The sequence below is a fragment of the Streptomyces geranii genome, from assembly GCF_002954775.1.
Lineage (GTDB): Bacteria > Actinomycetota > Actinomycetes > Streptomycetales > Streptomycetaceae > Streptomyces > Streptomyces geranii.
The window spans coordinates 1-21,894 of sequence record NZ_PJME01000056.1; the positions used below are offsets into that span (position 1 = coordinate 1).

The 21,894-nt window shown below is 72.5% G+C and carries 21 protein-coding genes and 2 pseudogenes; 14 read left to right on the top strand and 9 right to left on the bottom strand.

Annotation, left to right across the window (positions count from 1 at the left end):
- A pseudogene (locus CW359_RS47705) lies at positions 1–165 on the bottom strand (cobyrinate a,c-diamide synthase); the annotation flags it as partial.
- On the opposite strand from CW359_RS47705, the pseudogene CW359_RS38310 reads away from it, so the two are divergent.
- Together CW359_RS38310 and CW359_RS38315 are read left to right on the top strand one after the other, a co-directional pair.
- A pseudogene (locus CW359_RS38310) lies at positions 156–1,281 on the top strand (alpha/beta hydrolase family protein). The pseudogenes CW359_RS47705 and CW359_RS38310 sit on opposite strands and share 10 nt — an antisense overlap.
- A gap of 441 nt (positions 1,282–1,722) precedes the next feature.
- Complete coding sequence (locus CW359_RS38315) at positions 1,723–3,129, top strand: hypothetical protein (RefSeq protein ID WP_198655541.1); 1,407 nt, start codon at positions 1,723–1,725, stop codon at positions 3,127–3,129.
- A 130-nt stretch (positions 3,130–3,259) separates the two neighbouring features.
- Here the strand turns inward: CW359_RS38315 and CW359_RS38320 are convergent, their stop codons facing one another.
- Positions 3,260–3,688: a VOC family protein gene (locus tag CW359_RS38320; protein WP_198655542.1), complete on the bottom strand. Its 429-nt coding sequence runs from the start codon at positions 3,686–3,688 to the stop codon at positions 3,260–3,262.
- A 279-nt stretch (positions 3,689–3,967) separates the two neighbouring features.
- Here CW359_RS38320 and CW359_RS38325 point away from each other — a divergent pair, with 279 nt between their 5' ends.
- The 9 genes from CW359_RS38325 to amaP all read left to right on the top strand — a co-directional run bounded on the left by CW359_RS38325 (position 3,968) and on the right by amaP (position 10,787).
- The gene (locus CW359_RS38325; RefSeq protein ID WP_105974842.1) at positions 3,968–5,566 is read left to right on the top strand and encodes an ABC-F family ATP-binding cassette domain-containing protein; all 1,599 of its coding nucleotides are present in this window, start codon (positions 3,968–3,970) and stop codon (positions 5,564–5,566) included.
- 374 nt (positions 5,567–5,940) lie between these two features.
- The gene (locus CW359_RS38330; protein ID WP_006123601.1) at positions 5,941–6,162 is read left to right on the top strand and encodes a helix-turn-helix domain-containing protein; all 222 of its coding nucleotides are present in this window, start codon (positions 5,941–5,943) and stop codon (positions 6,160–6,162) included.
- Between the two features lie 123 nt (positions 6,163–6,285).
- Complete coding sequence (locus CW359_RS38335) at positions 6,286–7,092, top strand: enoyl-CoA hydratase/isomerase family protein (RefSeq protein WP_105974843.1); 807 nt, start codon at positions 6,286–6,288, stop codon at positions 7,090–7,092.
- A gap of 63 nt (positions 7,093–7,155) precedes the next feature.
- Positions 7,156–8,253 (top strand): threonine synthase, encoded by a 1,098-nt coding sequence (locus tag CW359_RS38340; protein WP_157968717.1) that lies wholly within the window; start codon positions 7,156–7,158, stop codon positions 8,251–8,253.
- Positions 8,254–8,354: 101 nt separating this feature from the next.
- Positions 8,355–8,870, top strand: a complete 516-nt coding sequence (locus CW359_RS38345; protein WP_105974845.1) for an Asp23/Gls24 family envelope stress response protein — start codon at positions 8,355–8,357, stop codon at positions 8,868–8,870.
- 55 nt (positions 8,871–8,925) lie between these two features.
- A complete protein-coding gene (locus CW359_RS38350; protein WP_105974846.1) occupies positions 8,926–9,111 on the top strand; it encodes a hypothetical protein in 186 nt (61 codons plus the stop codon).
- 6 nt (positions 9,112–9,117) lie between these two features.
- Positions 9,118–9,540 (top strand): Asp23/Gls24 family envelope stress response protein, encoded by a 423-nt coding sequence (locus CW359_RS38355; protein ID WP_408647571.1) that lies wholly within the window; start codon positions 9,118–9,120, stop codon positions 9,538–9,540.
- Positions 9,537–10,202, top strand: a complete 666-nt coding sequence (locus tag CW359_RS38360; protein ID WP_105974847.1) for a DUF6286 domain-containing protein — start codon at positions 9,537–9,539, stop codon at positions 10,200–10,202. Before CW359_RS38355 ends, CW359_RS38360 begins: the two co-directional genes overlap by 4 nt.
- Positions 10,203–10,208: 6 nt before the next feature.
- Positions 10,209–10,787 (top strand): alkaline shock response membrane anchor protein AmaP, encoded by a 579-nt coding sequence (gene amaP / locus CW359_RS38365; protein WP_105974848.1) that lies wholly within the window; start codon positions 10,209–10,211, stop codon positions 10,785–10,787.
- 72 nt (positions 10,788–10,859) lie between these two features.
- Here amaP and CW359_RS38370 read toward each other — a convergent pair whose 3' ends face one another.
- The 3 genes from CW359_RS38370 to CW359_RS38380 form a co-directional block, all read right to left on the bottom strand.
- A complete protein-coding gene (locus CW359_RS38370) occupies positions 10,860–11,615 on the bottom strand; it encodes an SDR family oxidoreductase (RefSeq protein WP_105974849.1) in 756 nt (251 codons plus the stop codon).
- Positions 11,616–11,620: 5 nt separating this feature from the next.
- On the bottom strand, positions 11,621–13,438 hold the full coding sequence (locus CW359_RS38375; protein WP_105974850.1) for a glycoside hydrolase family 15 protein: 1,818 nt from the start codon (positions 13,436–13,438) through the stop codon (positions 11,621–11,623).
- Positions 13,439–13,557: 119 nt separating this feature from the next.
- Positions 13,558–14,376 (bottom strand): SURF1 family cytochrome oxidase biogenesis protein, encoded by an 819-nt coding sequence (locus tag CW359_RS38380; protein WP_105974851.1) that lies wholly within the window; start codon positions 14,374–14,376, stop codon positions 13,558–13,560.
- 118 nt (positions 14,377–14,494) lie between these two features.
- Between CW359_RS38380 and CW359_RS38385 the strand changes: the two genes are divergently transcribed.
- The gene (locus tag CW359_RS38385) at positions 14,495–14,743 is read left to right on the top strand and encodes a hypothetical protein (RefSeq protein WP_105974852.1); all 249 of its coding nucleotides are present in this window, start codon (positions 14,495–14,497) and stop codon (positions 14,741–14,743) included.
- A gap of 62 nt (positions 14,744–14,805) precedes the next feature.
- Here CW359_RS38385 and CW359_RS38390 read toward each other — a convergent pair whose 3' ends face one another.
- Both CW359_RS38390 and CW359_RS38395 read right to left on the bottom strand, forming a co-directional pair.
- Positions 14,806–16,362, bottom strand: coding sequence for an oxidoreductase (locus tag CW359_RS38390; RefSeq protein WP_105974853.1), 1,557 nt, complete (start codon positions 16,360–16,362; stop codon positions 14,806–14,808).
- Between the two features lie 58 nt (positions 16,363–16,420).
- A complete protein-coding gene (locus tag CW359_RS38395; RefSeq protein ID WP_105974854.1) occupies positions 16,421–17,425 on the bottom strand; it encodes a DEDDh family exonuclease in 1,005 nt (334 codons plus the stop codon).
- A gap of 143 nt (positions 17,426–17,568) precedes the next feature.
- Here CW359_RS38395 and CW359_RS38400 point away from each other — a divergent pair, with 143 nt between their 5' ends.
- The gene (locus CW359_RS38400) at positions 17,569–18,447 is read left to right on the top strand and encodes a sterol desaturase family protein (RefSeq protein ID WP_105974855.1); all 879 of its coding nucleotides are present in this window, start codon (positions 17,569–17,571) and stop codon (positions 18,445–18,447) included.
- A complete protein-coding gene (locus CW359_RS38405; RefSeq protein ID WP_198655543.1) occupies positions 18,444–19,151 on the top strand; it encodes a lysoplasmalogenase in 708 nt (235 codons plus the stop codon). The genes CW359_RS38400 and CW359_RS38405 overlap by 4 nt, the downstream gene beginning before the upstream one ends.
- A 129-nt stretch (positions 19,152–19,280) precedes the next feature.
- Here CW359_RS38405 and CW359_RS38410 read toward each other — a convergent pair whose 3' ends face one another.
- Positions 19,281–20,309, bottom strand: a complete 1,029-nt coding sequence (locus tag CW359_RS38410; RefSeq protein ID WP_198655544.1) for a CopD family protein — start codon at positions 20,307–20,309, stop codon at positions 19,281–19,283.
- 87 nt (positions 20,310–20,396) lie between these two features.
- Entirely contained in the window at positions 20,397–21,848 is a 1,452-nt protein-coding gene (locus tag CW359_RS38415) for a CoA transferase (protein WP_198655545.1), read from the bottom strand.
- Positions 21,849–21,894 lie beyond the last annotated feature (46 nt).

Here is a 21,894-nt window from a genome sequence, read left to right on the forward strand (position 1 = left end):
CCGGCGCTTGAGGACGAGGCCGTCCAGGCCGACAAGCGGGGGTCTGGGGGCGGCAGCCCCCAGGGATGGGACGGGTAGGGGCGGCGGGGGCGAGGAAAACCCCGCATCGCGTCCTCCCGCTGGCCGCACGCGCCCTCCGCAAGGAGACTGAACCCGTGCGCCCAGTCACCGCGACGGCCGCTGCCGTCACCGCAGCCCTGGCGGCCGGCGCCGTGAGCGTCGCCGCCGGCCGTTACGCCAGCGACGCCGCGCTCAAGGCGCCGCCGGGCAGACCCCTGCCCACCGAACCCCGCCTCACCGTGCACTCCACCGCGGCCGGCCGAGTCACCCTCACCCGAGCCCTCGCCTCCCAGCGCCCCGGCACCTACGGCCTCGCAGGCGACGGCTCCCACGCGGTCGTCGGCCCCGTCCTCGACCACGCGAACCACTCCGCGGACACCGTCGTACGCCGCCTCGAACGCGTCACCCACGGCACCCTGGAACCCCGCGACAAGGTCTGGCTCACCCCGAACCTGCACGTGGGCGACCCCGGCACCGCCCTCGGCCTCGACCACCTCGACATCGGTATCCCCGGCGAACTGGGCGCCCTGCCCGCGTGGTTCGTACCCGGCGCGCAGCACCTGGGTGATCACCGTGCACGGCCTCGGCACGACCCGCGAGCACCCGCTGAACGTCCTGCCGTTCCTGCACCGCCACCGCTTCCCGGTCCTCGACCTCGCCTACCGGGGCGACCCGGGCGCTCCCCGCCCTCAGGACGGCCTCGGCCACCTCGGCGAGACCGAGTGGCGCGACCTGGACGCCGCGCTCCGGCACGCCGTACGCCACGGCGCCGAACGCGTCGTCCTGTACGGCTGGTCCACCGGCGCCACCATGGCCCTGCGGGCCGCCGCCCACTCCACCCTGCGCGACCGGATCTCCGGGCTGGTCCTGGACTCGCCGGTGCTCAGCTGGGAGACCACCCTGCGCGCCCTCGCGACCGCCCGCCGCACCCCGGGCGCCCTGCTGCCCCTGGCGGTGCGCGCCGCCCAGGGCCGTACGGGCCTGCACGGCGACCGCATCGACGCCGCCGCCGACCCGGCCGGGCTCAGCATCCCCGTCCTGATCCTGCACGGCCCCGCCGACACGATCGCCCCCTGGGCCCCCGCCCGCCGCCTGGCGGCCCGCAGGCCCGACCTGATCACCCTGCACCAGGTCGCGGACGCCCCGCACGGCGCGATGTGGAACGCGGACCCGGCGACATACGAGGAAGCCCTGCGCCGCTTCCTGACCCCGCTGATGTAGGAGCACCCGGCCGTCCGCACCGGGGCGGCACCGAAGAAGTGACCGGTGCCAGGTGTCCGGTTCCTGGCGCCCGGCCCCGTGCGCTCGTCGCCGCGCCGCGACCGGTCTGCCGTAGCGGATTCCCTGCGGTACTTCCCGCGCCCGCCCCGCCGACGCGGACGCCCCCTTGCCTACCTACCCACCCACCCCCGCCTGCGCGCCCGCAGGCGCCCACACCGATGCGCCACCCCGCGAAACACCTGGTCCACCCCCCTCACCTCCCCGGCCACCACACCGCGAACCCCCTTCCGTTTAAAGCCGGACCACTGGCTTGAACACCCCCTGGACCCCCGCCCGAACCCCTACCGGAACCCCCGCCCGAACCTCCTCCCTTGGCCACCCCTGTGGCCCGCCGTGACATTCCGTTTGGGTTTTCGGACCGTCAACCGGAAGACTGCACCCGTGACGTCCCGTATCCCGCGCGACTCCAGGCTTCGACTCGTCCGCCCGCGACCCCTGGCCGCCGCCCCACGAGCGATGAACCAGCGGCGCTCGCGCCGCCCCGCACCTCGTCCGCCCGAGGGCACCCCGGCACCGTCGGAACTGGCCCGAATGGCTCGCTCCGGACTGGCCGGCGCGGCCCGTGTCGCCCGCTGGGCCGACCCCGCCCTGCGCCCCGGCCACGACGGCGGACCCTCCGACGGCAGGGGCACCCTCTCCGACGCCACCGCGGAACGGGCCGCCGCCGAACTGGGGCTGACCCCGGACCAGGTCCGCCACGACTGGGACACCGCCCGGCTCGCCGGCCTGGTCGAGGTGCACGGCGACACCGCCCGCCCCGGCTGGCGCCTGCGCGCCTGGAACCGCGACGACAGCGCCGTACTGCGCGGCTGGGTCGCCCTCTTCGACGCCTGGTCGATCGCCCACCCGGAGGCAGCGGACCACGAACCCGCCGCCGTCGCCGAGGTCGTCTCCGCGATGCCCCAGGTGCTCTCCTTCCTCCAGCTGTCCGCGGGGCCCGTCCCCATGGAGCAGCTCCTGGACCTCCTGGAGCAGCGCGTCACGGAACTGCGCACCGAACGCTGCGAGATCCCGTACGGCCCCCAGCCCGAGCCGCGGCAGCAGGAGGCGACCCCCGTCGCCGACACCCCGCTCGCCCCCCTCCTCGACTGGGCCCTGCACGCCCTGGCCTCCGTCGGCGCACTCACCTACGGCGACGGCCAGGCCACGCTCACCCCGCTCGGCAGCTGGGCGGTGTGGGTCAAGCTGGAGCAGATCTGCGTCGCCGCGCAGAGCCCCGCCGGGAACATCGAGCAGAACGCCGAGGACATGCTGCGCGGCTGCTCCCAGCTGCGCCCCAACGCGGCCCGCGCCGAGTACCGCGCCTGGCTCGCCGCCCGCCCGGTCGGCAGCGCCGTCGCCGAACTCCTCGACGCCGCCCGGGGCGAGGACGCCCTGCTGCGCGGCCTCGCCTTCGAGGCGCTCCGCGTGGTCGGCGGCCCCGCCGAGCCCGACGTGCGCGCCGTGTCGGAGAAGAACCCGCTGCGGCCGTACGCCCTGCTGTGGCTGGCCGAGCACGACGGGATCGACCCCGAGGACGCCCACGAGGTGCTCACCCGCGAGGAGGCCACCTGGATGTGGGTCGACACCGCCGCGGCGGTCGCCGACCACGGCGAGGCCCCGCTCCTCGTACGCCACCTGGAGTCCGCGGTACAGCCCACGATCCCCGCCCTCCTCGACGAGGTACGCGCGGTCGGCCACCCCCGCACGGTCCAGGTCCTGGTGGCCCTGGCCGCAGCCCACCCCGACCCGGCCCTGGCCAAGGCAGTCCGCCGAGCCGCCTTCCAGGTACACACCGGAGGCAACTGACCCCCCCCGCCACCCCCGAGCCGCCCCCACCGGGCTCGCCCCGGTACCCCCCCCCGGGCGAGCCCGGTGGGTGACGACCCGCCCGACTGCCTCCCCGACGGAGCCACGCCCCCAGCCCGCACAACCCCCCTCAGACCTGCATCTCAGGCGAGTAAGTCCCAAAGCTCCAGATGTTGCCCTCGACGTCTCGCGCCATGTAGTCCCGCGAGCCGTAGTCCTGGTCCGTCGGGGGCATCAGGATCTCCGCGCCGTGGTCCACCGCCTGCTGGTGATGTGCGTCTACGTCGTCCACGACGACGTAGACCCCGCACGGTCCCGCACCCGCATCCCCCGCACCCCCCATCGCCTTGTCGAAGACGCTGCCGGTGCCCCTCGAACCGAGCATCACCGCGCCGTTGCCCTGCACCAGCTCGGCGTGCAGCACCGAGCCGTCCTCTCCCTCGTACACCGACGCCTCGGTGAAGCCGAAGGCCTCCGTGAGCTGCTTGATCGCCGCCTTCGCGTCCGCGTACACCAGCGTCGGATAGATGCTCGGACGCCCGCCGCTCGTCCCTGCCATGTCCATCACTCCCCGGGTCCCGTTGTCGGAAAAATGGCCCGCGCCCAGTCTGGCACCGACCACTGACAACGCCCTGGTGAGCAGCCCGCGGGCCGCCCGCTGCCCCTCGCGTCCGGCCATCCGGGCCCACACATGTGTCGTTCCGAACACCTGATCGCAGGAAAAGTGCTTGCACGACCCCGTTAGACTTGCCCCATGGCCTGTCTCCTCGCGCATTAGACGGCGGGAACGCCCTCAGCCGTCCACCCCCGCCAAACAACCCTGCCCTGGAGTCTGTCCGTGATCTCCGCCTCCGGTATCGAGCTGCGTGCCGGTGCCCGAATCCTCATCGAGTCCGCGACCTTCCGTATCGCCAAGGGCGACCGCATCGGCCTGGTCGGCCGCAACGGCGCCGGCAAGACGACCCTCACCAAGGTCCTCGCGGGCGAGGGCCAGCCCGCCGCCGGCCAGGTCGCCCGCTCCGGCGAGGTCGGTTACCTCCCCCAGGACCCCCGCACCGGCGACCTGGACGTGCTCGCCAGCGACCGCATCCTCTCCGCGCGCGGGCTGGACGTACTGATCCGCAAGATGCGCGAGAACGAACAGCGCATCGCCAACGGCTCGGGCGCCACCCGCGAGAAGGCCATGCGGCAGTACGAGCGCCAGGAGACGGAGTTCCTCACCAAGGGCGGTTACTCCGCCGAGGCCGAGGCCGCCACCATCGCCGCCGCGCTCAACCTGCCCGACCGCGTCCTCGGCCAGCCCCTGCACACGCTCTCCGGCGGTCAGCGCCGCCGGATCGAGCTGGCCCGCATCCTGTTCTCGGACGCGGACACCCTGCTCCTCGACGAGCCCACGAACCACCTCGACGCGGACTCGATCGTCTGGCTGCGCGACTACCTGAAGACCTACCGCGGTGGCTTCATCGTGATCTCCCACGACGTCGACCTGGTCGAGACGGTCGTCAACAAGGTGTTCTACCTGGACGCCAACCGCGCCCAGATCGACGTCTACAACATGGGCTGGAAGCTCTACCAGCAGCAGCGCGAGGCCGACGAGAAGCGCCGCAAGCGCGAGCGCCAGAACGCCGAGAAGAAGGCCGCCGCGCTGAACGCGCAGGCCGACAAGATGCGCGCCAAGGCCACCAAGACGGTCGCCGCGCAGAACATGGCCAAGCGCGCCGACCGCCTGCTCGCCGGGCTCGACGCGATCCGGGTCTCCGACAAGGTCGCCAAGCTGCGCTTCCCGGAGCCCGCGCTCTGCGGCAAGACCCCGCTCATGGCGGAGGGCCTGTCGAAGTCGTACGGCTCCCTGGAGATCTTCACCGACGTCGACCTGGCCATCGACAAGGGGTCCCGGGTCGTCATCCTCGGCCTCAACGGCGCCGGGAAGACCACCCTCCTGCGGCTCCTCGGCGGCGCCGAGAAGCCCGACACCGGCGAGGTCATCGAGGGCCACGGCCTCAAGCTCGGCTACTACGCCCAGGAGCACGAGACCCTCGACCCCGAGCGCACGGTCCTGGAGAACATGCGCTCCGCCAACCCCGACCTCGACCTGGTCGAGGTCCGCAAGACGCTAGGCAGCTTCCTGTTCTCCGGCGACGACGTCGACAAGCCTGCCGCAGTCCTCTCCGGCGGCGAGAAGACCCGTCTCGCCCTCGCGACCCTCGTGGTCTCCTCGGCGAACGTCCTCCTGCTCGACGAGCCGACGAACAACCTCGACCCGGCCAGCCGCGAGGAGATCCTCGGCGCGCTGCGCACGTACAAGGGCGCCGTCGTCCTCGTCACCCACGACGAGGGAGCCGTCGAGGCGCTCCAGCCGGAGCGGATCATCCTGCTCCCGGACGGCGTCGAGGACCTCTGGGGAGCCGACTACGCGGACCTGGTGTCCCTCGCCTGAGCATGATCCGGCTGCCGTACGGCGGCCACGATCACGTGATCGAATCGCTGATCCACTCCCTATGGATCATTCGGCCGATCCGTGATCCATCATCTGTGTGAGATCTCCTCATACCGAGGTGTGTCCTACATCCATTTCATGGCCGGGCCCTTCATGGACAAGGGCCCGGCCGTCGCACGTTCCTGACCAGGCAATTCGCGAAACAACTCGTTCGGCCGTACGGACAACCCGCTACGGAATTGCAGATTCCGCTTGTGGGGATGCACTCCTGTCGTCAAATCCATGTCTCACGGACCTTGCCGAATGGGTGGCCATGAGCGGCTTGAGGGGTGATCATGAGAGGACCAGAGCGCACTTCCCACGAGGAGGCACGGGTGGCCGAGACTCTGAAGAAGGGCAGCCGGGTAACCGGCGCCGCGCGCGACAAGCTCGCGGCAGACCTGAAGAAGAAGTACGACTCCGGTGCGAGCATTCGAGCGCTGGCCGAAGAAACCGGTCGCTCGTATGGCTTCGTACACCGGATGCTCAGCGAGTCGGGCGTCACGCTCCGTGGCCGGGGCGGGGCGACACGGGGCAAGAAGGCCGCTTCGGCCTGACCCCCGACGACTCGTCGGCTTCGATGGTGGCCACCCGGTCGGTCGGCTGACCGGCCGGGTGGTTACTGTGCAGTCACTTAGCTTGTAGTTCGCTTTGCTGACCGCACTCATCGGAGGCGCCCCATGGCTTCGCCCGAAAAGGACCCCCTCGGTCCTGTACTCGACAAGGACGGCGTCCGGCTCACCGTCGACGACTCGATCGCCACGGTGACGCTGACCAATCCGGCCAAGCGCAACGCCCAAAGTCCTGCTCTGTGGCGGGCGTTGGCAGAGGCCGGACGGTCACTGCCGGGCACCGTGCGGGTCGTCGTGCTGCGCGCCGAGGGCAAGTCGTTCTCGGCCGGACTCGACCGACAGGCGTTCACGCCCGAGGGGTTCGACGGCGAGCCGTCGTTCATCGACCTCGCGCGCAGCGACGACGCCACGCTCGACGGCACCATCGCCGAGTACCAGGAGGGCTTCACCTGGTGGCGGCGGAGCGACCTCGTGTCCATCGCCGTCGTCCAGGGGCATGCCGTCGGCGCGGGCTTCCAGCTCGCGCTCGCCTGTGACCTGCGCGTTGTCGCCGACGACGTGCAGTTCGCCATGCGCGAGACCAGCCTGGGCCTGGTCCCCGACCTGACGGGCACGCATCCGCTCGTCGGCCTCGTCGGCTACGCCCGCGCGCTGGAGATCTGCGCGACCGGCCGCTTCGTCGCGGCCGAGGAGGCCGTCAACACCGGCCTCGCCAACCTCGCCGTACCGGCCGAGCGCCTCGACGACGCCGTACGCGACCTGTCGGCGGCGCTCCTCGCCGCGCCCCGCGACGCCCTCGTCGAGACGAAGGCGCTGCTGCGCGGCGTCCAGGGCCGCACCTACGACGAACAGCGCACCGCCGAGCGGGCCGCCCAGGCCCGTCGGCTGCGGGACCTCGCGGGCGTCGGCGACTGACCCGCCCGCGCTCGAACGGCAGTGCGGTACGCGCGGTGGGCGTACCGCACTACCGTCGGCACCGTGACGGTCGCCCAGAACCCCGCCCTCCGCTCCCTCGTCTGCCTCCGCTGCGGCACCCACCACCCCGTGGCGGACCTCCCGAGCGGCTGCCCCGCCTGCCTCGCGAACGGCACGCCCGCGAACGTGGCCTGCGCGTACGACACCGACGGCACCTCCGGCGGCGTACGACTGCCGTACACCGTGCCCTTCACGCTCGGTGAGGGCCGTACGCCCCTGCTGCGCGCCGACCTCGACCTGGACGTCGATCTGCGGCTCAAGTGGGAGGGCGCCAACCCGACCGGCTCGCACAAGGACCGCTTCAGCGCGCTCGTCGTCGCCCGCGCCCTGCACGCCGGCTACCGCGCGGTCGCGGCGGCCTCCTCCGGGAACGCGGGCGTGTCCCTCGCCGCCTACTGCGGACGTGCCGGCCTCGGCTGCGAGATCGCCGTCACGGACGGCATCCCGGACCGCGTCGCCACGCTGATGCGCGACCTCGGCGCCCATGTCGTCACCTTCCCCGACCCGGCGGCACGCTGGCGCCACCTCGCCGCGCACACCAGGTCGCCGACCGTGCTGCCGGTCACCAACTTCCGGCTGCCGCCGGTCGGCAGCAGCGCGTTCGGCATCGAGGGCTACAAGTCGCTCGCCACCGAGATCCTCACCGATCTGGCGGGGGAGCGGCCGGACTGGGTCGTCGTCCCGGCCTCGCGCGGCGATCTGGCCTGGGGCATGTATCTGGGCTTCCGGGAGGTGTGCGGGGCGGGCGCGGTGCCCCGGCTGTGCCTGGTGGAGCCGTACCCCCGGGTGTCCGCCGTCCTCGAAGGCGCCGATCCGCACGGCGACTTCCCCGGCACCACCGCCGTGATGCCCTCCCTCGGCGGCAACTCCGTGGCACTGCAGGCGGTGGCGGCGGTACGCCGGTCCGGCGGCCGGGCGCAGGTGGTGGACGACGACACGGTCACCGCCGAGACCCACCGCCTGTGGCGCACCGGCCTGCCCGTCGAACCGAGCAGCGCGGCGGCCCTGGTCGCGGTCGCCGACGCCCGGGTCTCCGGGGCGATCGAACCCGGCTCACTGGTCGTGGCGCTGGCGACGGCCCACGGCATGAAGGGAATGTGAAGACAGCGGCCCGCTTCGCCTGCCTGCCGCATCCCCGGCGCGGGTCCGTCCGACCCCCCTTACTGTGGGTCGTGGACGACGACCGAAAGGGATGTACGGCGATGACCGACATGACCCAGCGGAACCGGCCGGAGCGCCCCGAGGGCGAGGGCGACGACGACCCGACACCCACCCAGCTCCGGAAGTCGAACGTCAAGCCGAACGTCACCAGGCGCGGCGGCGGCGACCCCGCCGAGCGCGGACGCACCACGATCGCCGACGGCGTCGTGGAGAAGATCGCCGGGCTCGCCGCCCGTGACGTCCTCGGTGTGCACGCCATGGGCAGCGGCTTCTCCCGGACCTTCGGAGCGGTCCGCGACCGGGTGCCCGGCGGCGCCGCGAAGTCCGTCACCCGGGGGGTGAAGGCCGAGGTCGGCGAGGTGCAGACGGCGCTCGACCTGGAGATCGTCGTCGAGTACGGCGTCTCGATCGCCGACGTCGCCCGGGCGGTACGCGAGAACGTCATCGCGGCCGTCGAGCGGATGACCGGCCTGGAGGTCGTCGAGGTCAACATCGCGGTGACGGACGTCAAGCTGCCCGAGGAAGAGGAAGAAGAGCCCGAGCCCCGACTGCAGTGACGTTTCCGGGGCATCGGCACAAGGAATCCGGGCAGGGACCGGGAAGGCAGGCAGCATGAGCAACGCCGTGATCGGCATGATCGCCGGAATGGCGCTGGGATTCGCCGGGTACTTCGGCGGATTCGGCGCGTTTCTGCTGGTGGCGGCCCTGGGCGCCCTCGGCTTCGTCATCGGGCGGTTCCTGGAGGGCGACCTCGACCTGGGCGACTTCTTCCGCACCCGCGGCGACAGGCGGCGGTGAGACCCGGTGACAGAGGAACGGCCGGGTGAGGAGGAGCGGCCCGGGAAGCCCCGTACACCCGGCACGGCCACGACCACGGCGGCCGTGCCGCCGGGCGAGCGCGGCGCGACCCGGATCGCCGACCGTGTCGTCGCGAAGATCGCCGCTCAGGCGGCCCGCGAGGCGCTGACCGGACTGCCCCCGGACGCGGTGCCGCCGCACGCCACGGTCGTCGTCCACCACGACAGGGCCCGGGTCCGGGTGAGCCTCGAACTGCCGTACCCCTCCGATATCGGTGGCCAGTGTGCGACGGTGCGTAGTCGGGTCACTTCGCGGGTACACGCACTGGCGGGAATGGAGGTGCCGGAGGTCGCCGTCGAGATCGAACGGCTGCATCTGGCACCGCCGCACGGCGCGACACCGGGGAAGGCACAGGGGAGGACGCGATGAGCGAGCCCCAGGGCTCCAACGGCTCCGAGAGCACCCAGCGGCTGCCGGTACTGGACAGAACGGCCACGGAACCGGCGGTCCACGACCCCCTCCCCATCCTGGAGAAGGGGCAGGAGAGGAACGGCCGCTTCTGGTCGGCACGCAGGGTCCCGGCGGCGGTACTCGCGCTGCTGCTCCTCGTCGGCGCGGGTGCGTTCCTGTACGACATCACGGCCGTACGGGCCCACCGCCCCGCCATGAGCTGGCGGAAGTCCCTGGCCGCGCAGCTCGCGGAACGCCCCCTCGACGACACCTGGGTGCTGGTCGGCGCCGGGATCGCCGTCGCCCTCGGCGGCTGGCTGCTGGTCCTCGCCGTCACGCCCGGCCTGCGCGGTGTCCTGCCGATGCGGCGGACCCACGTCGACGTGCGGGCGGGCCTGCACCGGGCCGCCGCCGCGATGGTGCTGCGCGACCGGGCCGTGGAGGTGTCCGGCGTCCAGTCGGTCCGGGTCCGGCTGACCCGCACCAGGGCCGACGTCCACGCGCTGGCCCACTTCCGCGAACTCGACGACGTACGGGCCGACCTGGACGACGTGCTCGCCCACGCGATCAGGGGCCTGGGCCTGACCCGGCCGCCCGCGCTGGCGCTGCGTGTCGCCCGCCCCGGCCGGAAGAAGGGATGAGGACGGATGCGACGCATCGTCAACCGGGTACTGCTGGGGCTGACGGGCCTGGCCCTGATGATCACCGGCGGCTCGGTCCTCGCCATCGGCCTGGGCGGCGGCTGGCCGACCTGGTGGATCCACGACAGCAGTGACGACGTACTCCTGAGCGACGCGGAACGCACCCACTTCCGGGACGCCGACTGGTGGTGGCCGACGGTCCTCGCGGTCCTGGCCGCCCTGGTCCTGCTCTCCCTGTGGTGGCTGGCCGCGATCCTGCGCCGACGCCGTCTGACCGAGGTCCTGGTCGACACCGGCGACGCCGAGGGCGCCCTCCTGCGGGGCCGGGCCATGGAGAGCGCGGTGGCAGGGGAGGCGGCCCGCCTGGACGGAGTCGCCCGAGCCCAGGTGACCCTGACCGGCCACCGAACGGCCCCCGAGGCCCGGGTCCAACTCCTCCTGGACCCGCACGCGGCCCCGGAGGAGGCGATAATCCGCCTGACGGCAGAGGCCTTGGCCAACGCCCGCGACTCGGCGGGCCTCAAGTCCCTGCCGACAGAGGTCAGCCTGAGGGCCGTGAAGCATGGAGCGGAAAGGGTGAGCTGAGGCTTTTAGGGGCGCGAGGCTGTGCTGAATCTGCGGCTACCGCCGCGTGGGCGCGACCAGCCCCCACGCACCCTAAAACCCATGCCGCATCCCCCCGTCAACAGGAACCATGACCCCGGTCAGATAGCTGGCCGCAGGCGACAACAAAAACGCCGCCGTACGCCCGAACTCCTCCGGCCTCCCGTACCGCCGCAACGGAATCCGCGACTCATTGGCGACCCGAGTGGCCTCGGGGTCCGCCGACAACCCGTCCAGCTCGCGCACGCGATCCGTGTCGATCCGCGCGGGCAGCAGCCCCACCACCCGAATCCCCCGGGGCCCCACCTCGTCCGCGAGCGACTTCGCGAACCCCGCGAGCCCGGGCCGCAGCCCGTTGGAGATGGTCAGCCCGGGAATGGGCTCGTGCACCGACCCGGACAGTACGAACCCGACGACCCCGCCCGACTCCAGTTCCGCCACCGCCGCGCGAGCGAGCCGTACCGCTCCCAGGAACACGGACTGGAACGCGGCCGTCCACTGCTCGTCCGTGTTGTCGGCGACGAACCCGGGCGCGGGCCCGCCCACGCTGACGAGGATGCCGTCGAACTGCCTGAAGTGCTCACGGGCCGCCGCCACGAGCCGCTCCGCGACCTCCGGGTCGGAGTTGTCGGCGGCGACGCCCACCACCTCCGGGCCCAGCGCGGCAGCCGCCTCCGCGACCGTCTTCTCGTCCCGCCCCGTGATGACCACCTTCGCGCCGTCGGCGACGAGTTCGCGCGCGGCGGCGTTGCCCAGTCCACGGGTGGCTCCGGTGACGACGTACACCCGGTCCTTCAGTCCAAGATCCATGGTCCCTATCCTGCCCGCTCGTCCCCGTAGAGGGCGAGGGCGGTGTTGACGAGGCCGATGTGGCTGAACGCCTGGGGGAAGTTGCCGAGCTGGCGGCCGGCGACCGGGTCGTACTCCTCGGCCAGCAGCCCGACGTCATTGGTGAGGCCGATCAGCCGTTCGAACAACGCACGCGCCTCCTCCGTACGGCCGATCATGTGCAGTGCGTCCGCCAGCCAGAAGGAGCAGGCCAGGAAGACGCCCTCGTCGCCGGGCAGGCCGTCGACCATGGGACCGTCGGTGCTGTAGCGGCGGACGTAGCCGCTGTGCCCCAGCTCGTCCCGGACCGCCTCGACGGTGCCGATGATCCGGGGGTCGTCCGGGGGCAGGAAGCCGACGCGGGGCAGGAGCAGGACGGCGGCGTCGAGTTCGCGGGAGCCGTAGGACTGGGTGAACGTGTTGCGCTTCGGGTCGAACCCGCGTTCGCACACCTCCTGGTGGACCTCGGCGCGCATCGCCCGCCAGCCCTCCAGGTCGCCGTCCCTGAGCTGCGGGTTGAGTTCGAGCTGACGTACCGCCCGGTCGGCGGCGACCCAGGCCATCACCTTGGAGTGCACGAAGTGCCGGCGCGGGCCGCGCACCTCCCACAGCCCCTCGTCCGGCTGCTGCCAGGTCTTCTTCAGGAACTCCATCAGCGCGCACTGCACCCGCCACATGTGCGGCTTGGACGGCAGCCCCGAACGCCGGGCCAGCGCCAGCGAGTCGATGACCTCGCCGTACACGTCGAGCTGCAGCTGCCGTACGGCCGCGTTGCCGATCCGTACCGGCGCCGAGCCGCCGAAGCCGGGCAGCCAGTCCAGCTCGAACTCGGGCAGCCGGCGCTCACCGGCGAGCCCGTACATGATCTGCAGGTCCGCCGGATCGCCCGCGACCGCGCGAAGGAGCCAGTCGCGCCAGCTCTCGGCCTCCTCGTGATAGCCCGCCGACAGCAGGGCGTTGAGGGTGAGCGTGGAGTCGCGCAGCCAGCAGTAGCGGTAGTCCCAGTTGCGGACGCCGCCCAGTTCCTCGGGGAGAGAAGTGGTGGGGGCGGCGACGATGCCGCCGGTCGGGGCGTACGTCAGCGCCTTCAGGGTGATCAGCGAGCGCACGACGGCGTCCCGGTGCGGCCCGTCGTAGGTGCAGCGCGCCGACCAGGCCTCCCAGTCAGAGACGGCCGTGTCCAGCGCCTCGTAGGGGTCGACGAACGGCGGATGCGGCTCGTGCGAGGGGTGCCAGGTCAGCACGAACGCGACCCGCTCGCCCTCCTTGACCGTGAACTCCGAGTACGTGGTGAAGTCCCGCCCCCAGGTGCGCACCCCCTCGTCGGTGCGCAGCCACACGGCGTCCGGCCCGGCGACGGCCACCCGGTGCCCGTTCGCCCGCCGCATCCACGGCACGACCGCCCCGTAGTCGAAGCGCAGCCGGAGTGTGGAACGGACGGTCACCTCGCCGCGTACGCCCTCGACGATCCGTACGAGATCGGGGGCCACGTCGCGCTGGGGCATCAGGTCGGTGACGCGGACCGCGCCCTCCGCCGTCTCCCACTCGGTGTCGAGGACGAGGGTGCCGGGCCGGTAGCCGCGCCGGACGCACCGGTCGGCGCCCTCGGGGGCGATCCGCCAGTGCCCGTTGCGCTCGTCGCCGAGCAGCGCGGCGAAGCAGGCGGCGGAGTCGAAGCGGGGCAGACAGAGCCAGTCGACGCTGCCGTCCGTGCCGATGAGCGCGGCGGTCTGGTGGTCGCCGACGAGGGCGTAGTCCTCGATACGGGGGACGTCGGGGATGCGGTCGTTCCGGTGAGGGTGCACGACGGGCGGGTTCCCTGTACACGGCCCGCGCATTCGGGCGCGACGGCCCCGTCCCTCGCCGAGAGACCCGGATTACGCCGATTACACCGATTGCTCCTACATCGACTGCGCCGACTACGTCATACGGCGGCGGGCTCGCCGTCCGGTGACTCCTGCGCCTCGCGCGCCGCCGATGCGGCCTCGGCCGCCGCCTCCGCGCGGTCCCGGCGTTCACGGCGCACCAGGATCACCCAGCCCAGGGGGACGGCGGCGGAGAACAGCCACCACTGGATGGCGTAGGCGTAGTTCAGCGCGGCGTTCTCGTTTCCGGGCTTTCCGAGCAGCTCGGGCGTGTCGCCCTTGGGTTCGGGCGTCGTCAGCACGATGTAGCCGCCGAGCACCTCGGCACCGAGCCGCCGGGCCTCCTGCGCGCTGTTGATCAGCATGATCTGGCGGTCCGGCAGGCCCTTGAGGTCCTTGATGCCGCTCGCCGCGGTCGTCTCGCTGGGCATCAGCCGCCCGGTGACGGTGACCTCGCCCTTGGGGGGCGCCGGGATGCTGGGGAACGCGGTCTGGCTCGGGCCGTCCGCCGGGATCCAGCCCCGGTTGACCAGCAGGACCTTGCCGTCGTCGAGGACGAAGGGGGTCAGGACGTGGTACCCGACCTCGTCGTCGGAGTTCGTACGCCGCCGCACGACGACCTCGTCGGAGGTGTCGAACCGCCCCTTCGCGCTGACCGTGTGGTACCGCTCGCCGGTGGTGACGGTGTGTCCGGCCGAGGTCAACCGCTCCACGGGCACCGGGTCGGCGGACAGCGCGGCGGCGACCAGATCGTTGCGGGCGGTGCGCTCTTCGTAGCGGTGCATCTGCCAGATGCCCAGCCTGATCATCGTGGGGATGAGGACGAGGGCGACCAGCGTGAGGATCACCCACTGCCGGGACAAGAGGAAGCGGTACACCCCACTGACGGTACAACTCGGCCGCGGGGTGCGATCAGGAGGGGTACGGGCCCGCCGCCGTGACCGGCGGAGTGCTGTCGGCTTGCGAGGGCCTGTCCCTCCCCTGACGATGTGCCCTATGGCACGTTGCGAAGTGTGTGGGAACGACTACGAACTGGCGTTCACCGTCGAGACGCGGGACGGGGCACGCCACGTCTTCGATTCGTTCGCCTGCGCGATCCACCGGATGGCTCCGATCTGCGAGCACTGCCGGGTGCAGATCATCGGCCAGGGCGTGGAGGCGGAGGGCCACTGGTACTGCGGCGCCCACTGCGCGCGCGCCGAGGGCCGGGTCGGGATCGTGGACAAGGTCGGCTCCGCCGTATAGCCGTATGGCCGTATGGCCGTATGGCCGTATAGCCGGACGGCCGTCCGGACGACGGGTGTCGGCTAGTTCTTCTGCAGGGTGCGGGTGACTCCCGCGACGACGGAGGTCGTCAGCACCCAGCCGAGGACGATCAGCAGGTACGCCAGCCACTGGATGCCGTCGTCCGGCCAGTACCACGCCGTGCGCTGCCCCAGACCCCCGATGGGGATCAGGAGGTCGAGCGTGTACACGAGCGGCTGGAACGCGGCGCCCTCGCCCCGCTGGGCCGGGGCGGGGTCGTGCGTGCTGAAGGACAGCGTGCCCAGCAGGGTCAGCGCGAGCAGCCAGACGCCGGCCAGCCAGGGGCGGTAGCCGTAGCCGACGGTCACGTCGAGCAGGCGTCCCCAGCCTCGGGCGGCCGGGGGCAGGGTGCGGCGCCGGTGGCGCTGTTTCGCCAGGAGGACGCGGCGGGCGTCGTCGTCGTGACCGGCCTTGCGGTACCAGCTCGCCAACTGCTCGTAGGGCTGGGGGCTGTAGCCCGGGCTGCGGCGGATCCACGCCACGCGGTGGGCCACCGAGTCCCGCTGCCCCACCGCCTCCCGCCGCTCACCCGCCTCGTCCACCTTGACGGAGCCGTAGACGAAGCCGTCCAGCTCCACGACGTCCGGCCAGCTGTGCGCGCCGTCGTGGAGGTACGACACCTGCGCGCCCCGCAGGTCCACGGCGCCGGACGGCGGCCGGGCGAGGACGAGGTCGAAGTCGACGGCCTGCATCAGCATGGCGACCAGCGCCGGGCCCCGGCCGTCGGGCGGCCCGTTCAGGACGGCACCCTCGAAGGTCAGGCGGTCGGAGATCCGGGCACCGCGCAGCCGTACGGTCCCGTCGGCGGTGAACCCGTCCGAGAGGTCGAGCGTCGAGGCCACGGCGTTGTCCAGGGCGAGCGCCACCCCGCGCTGCCCGGGGCGGTCCAGCAGCGCGCCCCGCATGTGCAGCCCGCCGGGCAACTGCGCCCCCATGAGGCGGACCTCCCCGTGCGCGACGAAGCCGTCCACGCAGTAGACACCGCCCTCCGCGACCAGTCCGCCGGCGGACACCGCCCATTCCCCGGGCGCCGAGATCTCGGCACCGCCGAGGTTCACGGCGCCGCTCACACGGGCGTTGATGAGCGACAGGGCGGTGACCCTGCGATGGAAGGGCGAGGCGGGGCCGCTTCCCACGCGGGAGCGGCGCAGATCGAGGCGTCCCTCGACACGGACCAGGCCGGCTTCCACGCCCGGCACCCGGCTGCCCACGATCGCGATCGACTGGGTCGTCGCCCCGGAGAGGTCCACGCCCTCCTCGAACCAGCAGTCCTCGAACCAGAAGGCGTACGCGAGCTGCGCACCGGCCAGACAGAGCGGCCCGGAAACGCGCGCCCCGGCGAGCCGCAGGCCCGGAACCGCGCCCGACCGGGCGGAGTTCGCCCCCTGGAGGAGCGCCACGACCACGGCGGCCCGAACCGTCCGCCCGGGACCCCACTGCCCGCCCTCGGCGACGCGGTCGTCCTCCGGCACACCGGTACGCAGATCCACGAGGCGGCCCTCGGGGAACGCGTCCCACAACTCACGCTCTGGGTCGGTCAATTCGTCGTATGAGAACACTCGTGCAGGGTAGTGATCTTCCTCGGTTTCGATTCACGTGTTTGTCCGGAGTCGTCGGTCAGCCCTCCGCCGCGGGCTCCACGTCCCGCAGCAGCTGCCCGAAGGCCGCCTCGTCGACGACCGGTGTGCCGTACTGCCGGGCCTTGACGACCTTCGAGGTCATGGAGTCGGGGTCGTTGGTGACGAGCAGGCTGGTCAGCCGGGACAGGCTCGTCGCGACATGCAGGCCCGCCTCGACGGCCCGGTCCTCCAGCAGGTCGCGCTCGACCGAGGTGTCCCCGGAGAACGCCACCCGCATGCCCTGCTTCAGCGGCCTGCCGTCCTCGTACCGCCCCGGATTGGGGTACGGACACGCGGGCCGCTTCCGGGACGGCCGCCAACTGGTCGGCTGGTAGCCGCCGTAGCCCCCGGAGGCCTGCCGCCCGATCTGGGGCCGCGCGGCACCGGCGGTGGACGCCGACCACTCCGTGAGCGGCCGGCACTCCAGCAGCGGCAGCCGTACGCCGCTGCCGGCAGCCGCGTGCAGACTGGGCCGGAACGCCTCGGCGAGCACACGCGCGTCGTCCAGCGCGTGGTGGGCGCGCTGCTGCACGACCCCGTAGTGCGCGGCCAGCGTCTCCAGCTTGTGGTTGGGCAGCGGCAGCCCCAACTCCTTGGACAGCGCGATGGTGCACAGCCGCTGCCGCACCGGCGCCTCGCGCTCCGCGCGCGCGTACTCCCGCGCGATCATCGACCAGTCGAAGACCGCGTTGTGCGCGACGAGCACCCGGTCGGCGAGCCGGGCCGCGAACTCCTCGGCGATCTCGACGAAGAGCGGGGCGCCCTCCAGTACGTCACTCGTCAGCCCGTGGATCCAGGTGGGCCCGGGATCCCGCTCCGGATTGACGGTCGTGTACCAGTGATCCTCGACCTCACCGCGCGCGTCGAGCCGGTAGACGGCCGCGGAGATTATCCGGTCGTCCCGGGACAGACCCGTGGTCTCGACGTCAACGACCGCGTATCCCTGGGGATATGCGGTCGGCCACGGGGTGGGGGGCTGCGTGGGCGTCAGGTCTTCGAGCATGGTGTCAGAGAATACGGGCCGCGACTGACACTCCGTCGGCCACCCGGTTGGTGGAGACCACCAACAAGCAAGCGCGTACTGCCTTGAATACTTGTCAGTAACAACGTCTATGCGCCACCCGCGAGCCGTCCTAACGTGCAGACATGCCCAACCTCCCCGACGTCGTGGCCTGGTCCATACCCGCCTTCGTGCTGCTCACGGTCATCGAGATGATCAGTGTCCGAATCCACCCTGACGAGGACGCCGCCGGGTACGACACCAAGGACGCCGTGACCAGTGTCGGGATGGGGCTGGGGAGTCTTCTCTTCGACTTCCTCTGGAAGATCCCGATCCTCGCCGTCTACACGGCGGTCCACGAACTCACCCCGCTCCGCGTGCCGGTGCTGTGGTGGACCGTCCCGCTGATGCTCCTCGCGCAGGACTTCTTCTACTACTGGTCCCACCGCGGACACCACGTCATCCGCATCCTGTGGGCCTGCCACGTGGTCCACCACTCCAGCCGGAAGTTCAACCTCACCACCGCCCTGCGCCAGCCCTGGACCACGCTCACCGTCTGGCCGTTCTACGTCCCTCTCGTCGCCCTCGGCGTGCACCCGGCGGCGCTCGCCTTCTGCTCCTCCGCGAACCTCGTCTACCAGTTCTGGATCCACACCGAGCGGATCGACCGCATGCCCCGCTGGTTCGAGTACGTCTTCAACACGCCCTCCCACCACCGCGTCCACCACGCCTCCCAAGGCGGCTATCTGGACCGCAACTTCGGCGGAATCCTGATCGTCTGGGACCGGCTCTTCGGCTCGTTCGTCGCGGAGACCGAGCGACCCGTCTATGGGTTGACGAAGAACATCAATACGTTCAACCCGGTCAAGGTCGCCACTCATGAGTACGTCGCGATCGTCAAGGACATCAAGGCGGCGGGCAGTTGGCGCGAGCGCGCCGGGCGGGTGTTCCGGGGGCCCGGCTGGCAGCCCGCGCCGGTACGGCAGGAGCAGCAGTCCACGGCCGAAGAGACAGTCGTCGCGTGAGCCGACCGTCCCGCGTTCTCCTGGCCGCCTTCGCCCTCGCCGCAGCCGCAGACCTGACCTCCCTCGCGGTCGGCTCCGACACCGGCCACGCCCTCGCCAAGCCCCTCCTGATGCCCCTCCTCGCCGCCCACGCCCACCTGCGCGGCGCCCCCCGACTCCTCACCGCCGCCCTCCTCCTCGGCTGGGCGGGCGACGTCCTGCTCCTCTCCGACGCCGACCCGGCGTTCCTGACGGGCATGGCCTCCTTCGCGGCGGGCCACGTCTGCTACCTCGCCCTCTTCAGGACGTACGGCCCCGAGTCCCGCACACCGAACGGCACCCCACGCGCGCGTGCCGCCCGCCACAGCCTCGCCGCCGCCTACGCCCTGGCCCTGCTCGTCACCCTTGCCGTCCTCTGGCCGGGCCTGCCCGCCGAACTCCGCGCCCCCGTCGCCGGCTACAGCCTCCTGCTGACCGGGATGGCGTACCGGGCCACCACCCTCGGCCTCCTCGCCGGTACCGGCGGCGCACTCTTCCTGCTCTCCGACACCCTCATCGCGACCGGCGTCGCGAACCTGCCCCAGCTCCCCAACCCCGACCTCTGGATCATGCTCACCTACATCGCGGCCCAGTCGCTCCTGACGGCCGGAGTACTCGCGGCGGCGCCGAGAACCGCGACACACCCACCGGTCACGTCCAGCGGATCGGCACCGGCAGCGCGGTGAGCGGCCCGGACACCGCGACCGCCGGGCCGAGGGCGACGGCTTCCGCGCGCGGGAGACGGGGCCGTCAGTGGGTCGGCCGCGCGGCGCGGGCGGCAGTCGCGTTCCCGGTGTGAGTGGCGCCCCGCCCCGTCACGTCCAGCGGATCGGCACCGGCAGCGCGGTGAGCAGCCCGGACACCGCGACCACCAGGCCCAGCGCGGCGACCTCCGCGCGCGCGGGGGACCACGCCGCCAGTGGGTCGGCCGCCCGGCGCAGCCGCAGCCGTGCCCACAGGGCGAGTACGGCGACGGCTGCCACGACGATCACCTTGGCGAGCAGCGTGCGGCCGTACGCCGTCGACGTCAGCTGCTCCAGGACCGTGTCCGCGGGCATCCGGCGCAGGGTGCTCCAGATGCCCGTCGCGGTGATCAGGGCGAGCAGAACGGCCGCCACGCGCGCGTAGAGGCCCAGCAAGGCCACGCGTGCCTCGCTCGCCGTCCCCCAGAGGGGCAACGTCCGCAGCACGTACAGCAGTCCGCCCACCCACAGCGCCGCGCACACGAGGTGCACGAACGTCAGCGCCGAGCCGGTCAGCGGAGTCAGCTCCGGCGCCGGATGGGCCCGCAGCGCCTCCGCCACGGCCACCGCCGCCAACGGCCAGATCTGCAGGGCCGGGCGGGCCGACAGGGCGCACAGGCCCGCCACCGCGAACCCGTTGACCTCCAGCAGCGCGAGCTTGCCGTCCCGGGACTCGTACAGCCCGCCCACGTCGATCGCGGCCAGGCTGTGCGGCACGAGGTTGCCGGTCGACACGACCGAGGCGAGCCCCAGCGCGGCGACGAAACCGACCCCGGCCGCGTACGCCGCCCAGCTCCGCGCCCGCTCCTGCGGCACCCCGGGCAGCCGTGCGGCCAGCAGGCGCACGAACAGCTCGCCCACGGGGACGCACAGCGCGGCGAACAGCACCGTCCGCAGCAGCGCGATCCCGCCGACGCCGGGCGCGGCGGCCTCCCCGGTGCCGTCCAGCACGGCGGACGGGCCGAGCAGCGGTATCAGCGCGGCCAGGGCCACCAGCACGAGCACGGCGACGGCCCGTCCGGTACCCGGGCGCCCGCTGCCGGGAGTTCTCGCGGACCCGTCCTCGTCGGACGTCCCGTCAGTCGGTCGTATCAAGCCCACCCCAAGATCCTCACCAGCCGTCGGTACGTCTCCGGTCGCCCGGCGACCCACCCCGGCACCCCTCCCCAAGGGCACGCGGTGATTATCTCAATACATCCAGCGCGCCCGATCCGTTCCCCAGATCCCGGGAGGCCGCGCCCAGTCGACCGGCCCACCCGCGAAGGAGACCGGCGACAGCGCGTACCGCAGCCGCCCCAGCGGACTGTCCCGCTCGGCCAGCCACGCCTCCGGCCCGTCGTACCCGTCGAGCCCGGCAATCCCGTCGTATGACCCGTACCCGTCGTCCACGGGGTGGTCCACCGGCGCCCCCTGCCCCTTCCCCCGCCTCTGTCCTTGCCCCCGCTCCGCCCCGCTCAGCAGCCACCCCGCAGTCCGAGCCAGCGCCAGCCGTACGAACCGGCTGCCGCCCTCCCGCGCCTGCTCGCTCAGCGCCCGCAGCACCCCCGCCGCCAGCAGATACCCGGTGCCGTGATCCAGCGCCTGCGCGGGCAGCGCGCCCGGCTCCGCCACCGACCCCTCGATCGCCGCGATGCCCGTGGCGACCTGCACCAGGCTGTCGAAGCCCCGCCGCACGCCCCAGGGCCCGTACGCGCCCCACGCCGACAACTGCGCCACGACCACCCCTGGCCTGCGCTCGGCCAGCGCCTCGGGGGAGAGGCCGAAGCGGTCCAGGGCGCCGGGCCGGTACCCGGTGACGACCACGTCCGCTTCGGCCAGCAGCTCCTCGAAGGCACGCCGGTCGGCCGCCAGGTCCAGCAGCGCCGACCGCTTCCCGAAGCCCGTGTCGGCGTGCTGGTCCGGGAGTTCGGGCAGCTGCGGCGCGTCCACGCGCAGGACGTCCGCGCCGAGCAGGGCGAGGGTGCGGGTGGCTACCGGTCCCGCGATGACCCGGGTCAGGTCCAGGACCCGGATCCCGGCGGCGGGCAGCAGGGGAGCGGTGCCGGTCGGCGCGAGCACGCGCGCGGGTGCCGAGTCCAGGCGCCCGCGCTCCACCAGGGGGCGGGCCGCCACCGCGGCCCCCTGCTCGTGCGCGGCCCACTCCTTCGCCGTACGCAGTGCCACGGCGAGGCCCCCTGCCGCGTACACGCTCTCCTCGGCCTCCGCGGAGGTGCGTTCGGCGAGGGCGGCGGCTACGGACGCCGGGTCCTCGGACACGCCAAGGGCCGCGAGCAGACGGGCCCGGTGGTGCGGGTAGTTGGCGTGCGTGCGCACCCAGCCGTCCGCCGTCCGCCAGAAGCGCGACAAGGGCGCGAACGTGACCGGAGCCCGCCCGTCGACCAGCAGATGCCGTTCGCTGACGAGAGCGGTGGCGACCGCGCCGTCGTCCAGGTGAACCTCGGGCACCTCCGGCAGCCCGGCCCGCAGTGCGCCCAGTTCGGCGGCGGCCAGCGCGCAGGAGCCGACGCAGGCCCGCGCCAGCTCCCGTACCGGGAGACGGGACGCGAGCACTCCGGTGCGTACGACGGGGGAGACCCGGGCGGCGAGCGAGGGGTCACCGCCCAGCGCGGACCAGATGTATTCCGTGCTCAACACAGTCATACGGTCACTATGCCGTGTGTACTGAATCAATATATTGATCGAATCA

What these genes read in the sequence shown, in the direction of transcription:
- CW359_RS38370 (WP_105974849.1), bottom strand. Translation starts at nt 11,615, where the DNA reads ATGGATCTTGGACTGAAGGACCGGGTGTACGTCGTCACCGGAGCCACC.
- CW359_RS38400 (WP_105974855.1), top strand. Translation starts at nt 17,569, where the DNA reads ATGCCCAACCTCCCCGACGTCGTGGCCTGGTCCATACCCGCCTTCGTG.
- CW359_RS38335 (WP_105974843.1), top strand. Translation starts at nt 6,286, where the DNA reads ATGGCTTCGCCCGAAAAGGACCCCCTCGGTCCTGTACTCGACAAGGAC.
- CW359_RS38320 (WP_198655542.1), bottom strand. Translation starts at nt 3,688, where the DNA reads ATGGCAGGGACGAGCGGCGGGCGTCCGAGCATCTATCCGACGCTGGTG.
- CW359_RS38345 (WP_105974845.1), top strand. Translation starts at nt 8,355, where the DNA reads ATGACCGACATGACCCAGCGGAACCGGCCGGAGCGCCCCGAGGGCGAG.
- CW359_RS38360 (WP_105974847.1), top strand. Translation starts at nt 9,537, where the DNA reads ATGAGCGAGCCCCAGGGCTCCAACGGCTCCGAGAGCACCCAGCGGCTG.
- CW359_RS38350 (WP_105974846.1), top strand. Translation starts at nt 8,926, where the DNA reads ATGAGCAACGCCGTGATCGGCATGATCGCCGGAATGGCGCTGGGATTC.
- CW359_RS38415 (WP_198655545.1), bottom strand. Translation starts at nt 21,848, where the DNA reads ATGACTGTGTTGAGCACGGAATACATCTGGTCCGCGCTGGGCGGTGAC.
- CW359_RS38385 (WP_105974852.1), top strand. Translation starts at nt 14,495, where the DNA reads ATGGCACGTTGCGAAGTGTGTGGGAACGACTACGAACTGGCGTTCACC.
- amaP (WP_105974848.1), top strand. Translation starts at nt 10,209, where the DNA reads ATGCGACGCATCGTCAACCGGGTACTGCTGGGGCTGACGGGCCTGGCC.
- CW359_RS38395 (WP_105974854.1), bottom strand. Translation starts at nt 17,425, where the DNA reads ATGCTCGAAGACCTGACGCCCACGCAGCCCCCCACCCCGTGGCCGACC.